The sequence below is a fragment of the Streptomyces phaeoluteigriseus genome (assembly GCF_001896135.2).
GTDB lineage: Bacteria > Actinomycetota > Actinomycetes > Streptomycetales > Streptomycetaceae > Streptomyces > Streptomyces phaeoluteigriseus.
In genome coordinates this window covers 80,607-87,193 of sequence record NZ_MPOH02000018.1, presented here as the reverse complement: position 1 = coordinate 87,193, position 6,587 = coordinate 80,607, and the positions used below count along the sequence as shown (strand labels likewise).

5 protein-coding genes and 1 pseudogene are annotated in these 6,587 nt (G+C 73.8%); 3 read left to right on the top strand and 3 right to left on the bottom strand.

The window, feature by feature from the left end; translation table 11 throughout:
* Positions 1-440 (top strand): DUF4232 domain-containing protein (locus BM536_RS29590; RefSeq protein WP_143650991.1); only part of this gene is annotated, 440 nt, incomplete at its 5' end.
* Positions 441-485: 45 nt separating this feature from the next.
* Here the strand turns inward: BM536_RS29590 and BM536_RS29585 are convergent.
* The 3 genes and pseudogenes from BM536_RS29585 to BM536_RS29575 all read right to left on the bottom strand — a co-directional run bounded on the left by BM536_RS29585 (position 486) and on the right by BM536_RS29575 (position 4,440).
* Positions 486-2,446, bottom strand: a pseudogene (locus tag BM536_RS29585) (ricin-type beta-trefoil lectin domain protein).
* A gap of 412 nt (positions 2,447-2,858) precedes the next feature.
* Positions 2,859-3,827 (bottom strand): aldo/keto reductase, encoded by a 969-nt coding sequence (locus BM536_RS29580; protein ID WP_073491444.1) that lies wholly within the window; start codon positions 3,825-3,827, stop codon positions 2,859-2,861.
* Positions 3,828-3,924: 97 nt separating this feature from the next.
* Positions 3,925-4,440 (bottom strand): flavoprotein, encoded by a 516-nt coding sequence (locus BM536_RS29575; RefSeq protein ID WP_094103722.1) that lies wholly within the window; start codon positions 4,438-4,440, stop codon positions 3,925-3,927.
* Between the two features lie 284 nt (positions 4,441-4,724).
* Between BM536_RS29575 and BM536_RS29570 the strand changes: the two genes are divergently transcribed.
* A complete protein-coding gene (locus tag BM536_RS29570; protein WP_342748847.1) occupies positions 4,725-5,762 on the top strand; it encodes a serine hydrolase domain-containing protein in 1,038 nt (345 codons plus the stop codon).
* A gap of 187 nt (positions 5,763-5,949) precedes the next feature.
* Positions 5,950-6,573 carry a LysE family transporter gene (locus BM536_RS29565; RefSeq protein ID WP_211362972.1) on the top strand — a complete coding sequence of 208 codons (624 nt, stop codon included), beginning with the start codon at positions 5,950-5,952 and terminating at the stop codon, positions 6,571-6,573.
* Positions 6,574-6,587: the final 14 nt, after the last annotated feature.

Genomic DNA, 6,587 nt, shown 5'->3' with positions numbered 1-6,587 from the left:
CCGCCCAGCCCGCCGCCGTCGACCGCTGCCACACCTCGGAGCTGCGTGCCTCCGTCGGGCGCAACGACCCGGGCGCCGGGCAGCGGAACTTCCCGGTCGTCCTCACCAACGCGTCCGACCGTACGTGCACCGTGCGCGGCTTTCCGGGCGCCGCCTTCCTGGACGCCTCCGGCCGGCAGGTGGGCCCCGATCCCCGGCGTGCACCGAACTCCGATCCCGTCACCGTGACGCTCGCGCCGGGCCGCAGCGCCTGGGCCGGTCTGACGTTCTCCCACCCGGAGGTCAGCGGCGCCGAGGCGGCCACGCCTACGACGCTGCTGGTGACCCCGCCGGACGAGCGGGACCCGCTGCGCGTGCCGTGGACCGGCGGACCGGTCCCTGTGTCGGGCAACGCGTCCTCGGTGCGTCTCACCGTGCTCGCGCCCGGTACCGGCCCCTGATCCGCGTCCGGGCCGCCCCGGAGGCGCCCCGGAGGGCCGTACTCGTCAGCGGCGGCCACCCGGCCCGGGGCCGCCGTAGCCATAGCCGCCATAGCCATAGCCATAACCGCCGTTTCCGTACCCGTAGTCCGGGGTGTCGCCTCCGGAGCAGGAGTACGCGTACGGGTAGCCGCAGGGAGTGGGTGCGGGGGTGGGTGTGGGGCTCGGGGCGACCGTTGTGGGAGTCGGGGCCGACTCCGGGGCCGACGAGGGGGCCGGGGACTTCGGCGCCTCGGGTGCGGAGGGCGGCGTCGAGGTCCGGGTCTCGGCGAGGTTGCTGTCGGCGCCCCAGTTGACGACCTGCATCTGCGGGTCGGGCTGGGAGGTGTCGATCACCCAGCGCTGGGCGCTGCTGTCCGTGCGGTTCTTCAGGACGAGGGCTCCCGAGCCGTCGGTGGCGGCGGGCGCGAGGGCCAGGTTCTGGTCGGAGCGGGGGACGAGCGTGCCCTGGAGGGTGAAGTCGTAGCGGACGTTCCTGGCGCCGGGCTGCGAGGCGCCCGCGCAGGCGGCCAGACGTATCGAGTGGCCGAGGCGGGAGTCGAGGCAGAGATCCGGGTCCTCGGTGTTGCGCAGCAGCCCGTCGGCCTCGTACGACCACTGCTGGCCGGCGTCCGAGGAACAGGCGGCCAGCTCGGTCTCGGCGTCCTTGACGGCCTTCGTGCCGACGACGCCGATGCACAGCCCGGAGGCCACGTTGTGCAGACGGCCGCGCAGGGTGCCCTGGGTCTCCTCACCGGCCCCGACCCACGACGGGTCGGTGGTGGAGGCGTCCCTGTCCGGGGCCGGGGCCGCGGTGTCGTCGCCCGAGGAGGCGGAGTCGCCGCCGGAGACGGCGGACCACAGCACGAGCGGGAGGACGACCAGCCCGCTGACGGTGAGCACGGCGACGGCGAGGTTGCGGCGGCGGACACGGCGGGCCGCCTTGTTCGCCGAACGGCGGGTGCCGGGACGGGGGGCCTGGCCGGAGTCGCCTGGGGAAGGGGAGCCGTCGTGCGGTTCTGTGCCCGGGGCCGGGACCGCGGCGGGTTCGCCCGTTCCGGTCGCGCCGAGGGATGGGGCGACGGCCGTCTCGTCGGTGAAGGCCTCGCCGACGGAGGCCAGCCGCCGGACGGGCGGTGCCGCGACGGGCGCGTCGGCGGAGGGCTCCGTCCTGGCTCGGAGGTAGGCGGCGGCACCCCAGCCGAGGACGCCCTCGGCGAGGGCGATGCCTAGGCCCGCGCCGAACTGGTTCAGCTGGTCGGCGGTGTGCGCGCAGTGCCGGCAGTGGCCGAGGTGGGTGCGCAGGTCGGGGTCGACGTCGATGCCGCCACGGCGGCAGGTGACGTCGAGGAGCCGGTGGTAGAGGTGGCAGTCCTCGTCCACGGCGAGTTCGCGGTGGACCTGGAGGCATTCCTCGCGGAGCCGGTCGCGGGCCCGGCGCAGTTCGACGTGGGCGCCCTCCTCGTCCAGACCGAGCAGTCCGGCCGGGACGGCGAGGGGTTCGGCCTCGATCTCGGTGTGCCACAGCAGGCAGCGCGCGGACGGTGACAGCCGCTGGAACGCCCGGGACAGCAGGCGGCGGTGCACGGGCGGGAGCAGCCGGGCGGCCGGCCGTTCGCCGTCGCTCGCGGCGGCTCGCAGGTCGGGGTGGAGCAGGTCCCGACGGCGTCGGAGTCCCACTCCGCGGCTATGCGGCGCACGGTGAGCAGAAGGTGGGGCCGCCAGGCGGAGGTCGGCCCGTTCTGCCGCAGGGTCTCGCCGAACAGCCGGGTGAAGGCAGCCGTGGTGAGCATGCCGGCCGCCCGCTCTCCGTCGGAGCACAGCCGGGCGTAGGCGAAGGCCGCCTCCCAGTGCCGGTCCAGCAGTTCACCGACGGGGTGCAGCGCGGGCGAGGTGCCCGTCCAGTTCTTCAGCTCGGCGCTCAGCTGTTCGTCCGTCACCTCGAAGCGGCGCGCCGAAGGGGAATTCGACAGGCCTGCGTCTTTCACGGGTGCATTCCTCCGGGGACATGCGGGATAAAGTCTGTACCAAATGGGCGGGTGAACCCGCCCTCGCAACGACGGGGATCCTTGCGCACAATGTTCGACATCCCGGACGCCCGCAGAGTGCGGCTCTTTTGAAACGTGGGGAGTACGGACGGGGACGCCTCGCGCGCACAGTCGGGGAAAATACTCTCCGTGCGCCGACAAGGCCCCACCTTTGCACAGGCGGACCAGGCATAACAAGGGATCTCGCGGTTTCGTGCATTGCGTACCGCGGCAGTGTTTTTGACAATCCGTCAATGACGGTTCGCCATTCGCGGCGGTCGCTGTAATGGTGTCCCTTTTCGGGAGGTAATTACGCGGCGCATTCCGCCCCGCCCGCCCCGGTCGGCGCCGCGTCCGCGCCACGTCCGCGCCGTCAGTGACCCGAGACCGCGTGCGGGGTGTACGCCTGCCCCAGCTCCTCCGCCTCCTTGTCGGTGAGGGTCAGTTCCACCGCCGCGACCGCGTCCTCGATGTGGCGTGGCTTCGAGGCGCCGATGATCGGGGCCGTCACCGTGTCCTGCCGGAGCAGCCAGGACAGGGCCACCTGGGCACGCGGGACGCCGCGCGCCTCGGCGACGCGGGTGACGGCCTCCACGACGGCCCGGTCGCTGTCAGGGTAGAGGCCGCTGCCGAACTCGTCCCGCGCGCTGCGGTCGGTGGCGGTGCCCCAGTCGCGGGTGAGCCGGCCGCGGGCCAGCGGACTCCACGGCAGCACGCCGACGCCCTGGTCGGCGCAGAGCGGCAGCATCTCGCGCTCCTCCTCGCGGTAGAGCAGGTTGTAGTGGTTCTGCATGGAGACGAACTTCGTCCAGCCGTGCCGCTCCGCGGTGTACTGCATCTTGGAGAACTGCCAGGCGTACATCGAACTCGCCCCGAGATAACGCACCTTGCCCGCCTTCACGAGGTCGTGCAGGGCCTCCATCGTCTCCTCCACCGGGGTGTACGGGTCGAATCGGTGGATCTGGTAGAGGTCGACGTGGTCGGTGCCGAGGCGGCTCAGGCTGTGGTCGATCTCGGTCAGGATCGCCTTGCGGGAGAGGCCGCCGCCGTTGGGCCCCTGCCGCATCCGGCCGTGCACCTTCGTCGCGAGGACGATCTCGTCCCGGCGGGCGAAGTCGCGCAGCGCCGCGCCGACGATCTCCTCGCTGGTGCCGTCGGAGTAGACGTTGGCGGTGTCGAAGAAGGTGATGCCGGCCTCGAGAGCCTGCCGGATGAGCGGACGGGACGCGTCCTCGTCGAGGGTCCACGCGTGCGTACCCCGGTCGGGCACTCCGTAGGTCATGCAGCCCAGACAGATCCGCGACACGTCCAGACCCGTCGAACCGAGCTTCACGTACTGCATCCTGGCCGCTCCTGACGTCGGTGGGGATACGGACGAGTGCGCAGAATATCGGCCGCCCCGCACCGGCGGGGGCCGGTCGCGGTCGTCGCCGTCCGGCTCACTCGACGAGGTCGAGCACCCGCTCCCAGCCGAACTCCCCGCCCTCGCCGCCGTCGTGGGGGTGCCCGAACCGGACGCCCATCCCGCGCAGCCGTATCAGGCTCTCCTGGTAGGCGGGGTGGCCCGCCAGCGCGTCGGAGACGCAGGGCAGGACGCCGATGGGAACGCCGAGGCCGGCCGCCTCGGACAGGGTGGCCAGGGCGAGGGTGTCGGCGATGCCGGCCGCCCATTTGTTGACCGTGTTGAAGGTGGCCGGGGCGACGACGACCGCGTCGGGATCGGGGAACGGCCGCGGTTCGCCGGGCCGCCGCCAGGCCGAGCGGATCGGCCGGCCGGTCCGCGCCTCCACGGCGGCCGTGTCGAAGAAGCCGTTCATCGCGACGGGCGTGGCGATGACACCCACGTGCCACTCGCGCTCCTGTGCGGCGGTGATCAGCTTGCCGACGTCCGCGGCGATGCCCGCGGCACAGACGACGACGTAGAGGAAGGGCGGGTTCTCGTCCTGTGCGGTCACGTCCGCACCCTACTGAAGGGGCGCGGGCGGACCCTCGGGGACCGGTGCGCTGGGCCGGGTGCAGCAACGCGGCGGGCGCGAGCCGGACGGCGCCGGAAGGCTTGGGCACCGGTACTGTCCGCCGCCTCCGGGAGCCCTGATGTCCCTGCCCTGCGTACCACCCCGCCGCCGTCGGCTGCGGGCCGTGTCCGTGCTCGCCCTGTGCCTGGGGGCGCTGGCCCCCGTCGTCGCGTCCGCCGGCACCGGGCGCGGGCGTCGCCGGGCGCCCGGACGCCGACCGCTCGCTGCAGCGCCGGATCGAGGATTTCGTCCGTGGTCCGGGCGGGCCGCCCGGCGTCATCGCCGTACTGCGGCGGGACTCCGGGACCCGTGTCCTGCGGGCGGGCGTGGCCGACCTGGAGACGGGCCGCCCGCCCCGGCCCGACGACCACATGCGGATCGCGAGCACGGCGAAGGCCTTCAGCGGCGCGGTGGCGCTGAGCCTCGTCGACCGCCGCGCCCTGGATCTGGACGATCGCCTGCGCGAGCGACTGCCCCGGCTGCCCGCCGCCTGGGGCGCGGTGACGCTGCGGCAGTTGCTGAACCACACCAGCGGCCTGCCCGACTACACGCGGGACGCCGGGTTCCTCCGCGTGCTGACGGCCGACCCGCGGCATCGTTTCGACCCCCGCCGCCTGCTCGACCACGTCGCCGACGAGCCCCTGCTCTTCCGGCCCGGCAGCCGGTATCTGTACTCCAACTCGGACAACATCGCCGTCGCGCTGATGGCGGAGGCCGCCACCGGCACGCCGTACGAGCGACTGTTGCGTGACCTCGTGTACCGGCCGCTGGAACTGCGCGACACGAGCCTGCCGCTGGGCCACCGGATGCCCGAGCCCCATCTGCACGGGTACGACGTGACCCCGCCGCCCCCGGAGGACGTCAGCGAGATCCTCAGCGCCTCGGGCGTGTGGGCGTCCGGTGGGATCATCTCCACGCCGGCCGACATGACCCGCTTCATCCGGGGCTACGCGCCCGGGGCGCTGTACGACCGGGCCCTCGTGCGGGAGCAGCGCCGGTGGGTCGCCGGCGCGTCGGAGCCAGCGGGGCCGGGACGGAACATGGCGGGGCTGGCGATCTTCCGCTACGCGACCCGGTGCGGTGTCGTACTGGGCCACACCGGCAACTTCCCCGGCTACACGCAGCTGATCGCCGCGACCCCGGACGGCCGCCGCTCGCTGACGTTCACCGTCACCGCCCAGATCAACGAGGACCAGGCTCCCGCCCGGTTGGCACGGCTGCGTGCGATCCAGGAGGACTTCGTCTGCGCGCTCATGCGCTAGGACCCGGGCGGCGCTCCGGCCGCCGCCCCACGGTCCGGAAAAACCCGTTGCCATGACGCCGCGTCCGCACGCACGATCTGCCCATGCCCATGCTCATCGCCCACCTGCCGCCGCTGTCCGCCGCCGTCCTCGCGGCGCGCCTCCAGCAGCGGCCCGGCGTCCCCCGGAGGCCCGAGCCCGCGCGCCCGTGACGGCCGCGCTCGTCGCCGGCCTGATCGCCGGATACGGCATCGCCGTACCCGTCGGCGCGGTCGGGACCTACCTCGTCTCCCTCACCGCCCGGACCTCCCTGCGCACCGGCGTGTGCGCCGCGCTCGGCGTGGCCACCGCCGACGGGATCTACGCCCTCCTCGCCACCGTCGGCGGCTCGGCCGTGGCCGCCGCGCTGCGCCCCGTGCTCGGTCCGCTGCGCTGGGCGTCGGCCCTGGTGCTGCTGGCCCTCGCGGTCCGGGGCGCGACGACGGCCGTTCGCCGCTACCGCGCCCACCGGCTCACCACCCGGGTCGCTCCTCCCCCGCCGAGCCCGGCGCGGGCCTTCCTCAGCCTGCTGGGGCTGACCCTGCTCAACCCGACCACCGTGATCTACTTCGCGGCGCTCGTCCTCGGAACCGGCACCGCGGACGCCGTACGCCCCCTTGAGCAGGGCGTGTTCGTCCTGGCGGCCTTCGCCGCGTCCGCGAGCTGGCAGGTGCTGCTCGCCGGGGGCGGCGCCCTGCTGGGGCGGGCGCTGACCGGTCACCGGGGGCGGCTGGTGACGGCGCTCGTGTCGAGCGGGGTGATGACGGTGCTGGCCGTGCGCATGGCCGGTTGACAGTGCTTCGGGCG

Excerpts from the sequence above, each read along its gene's own strand:
- BM536_RS29580 (WP_073491444.1), bottom strand. The coding sequence starts at position 3,827 with ATGCAGTACGTGAAGCTCGGTTCGACGGGTCTGGACGTGTCGCGGATC.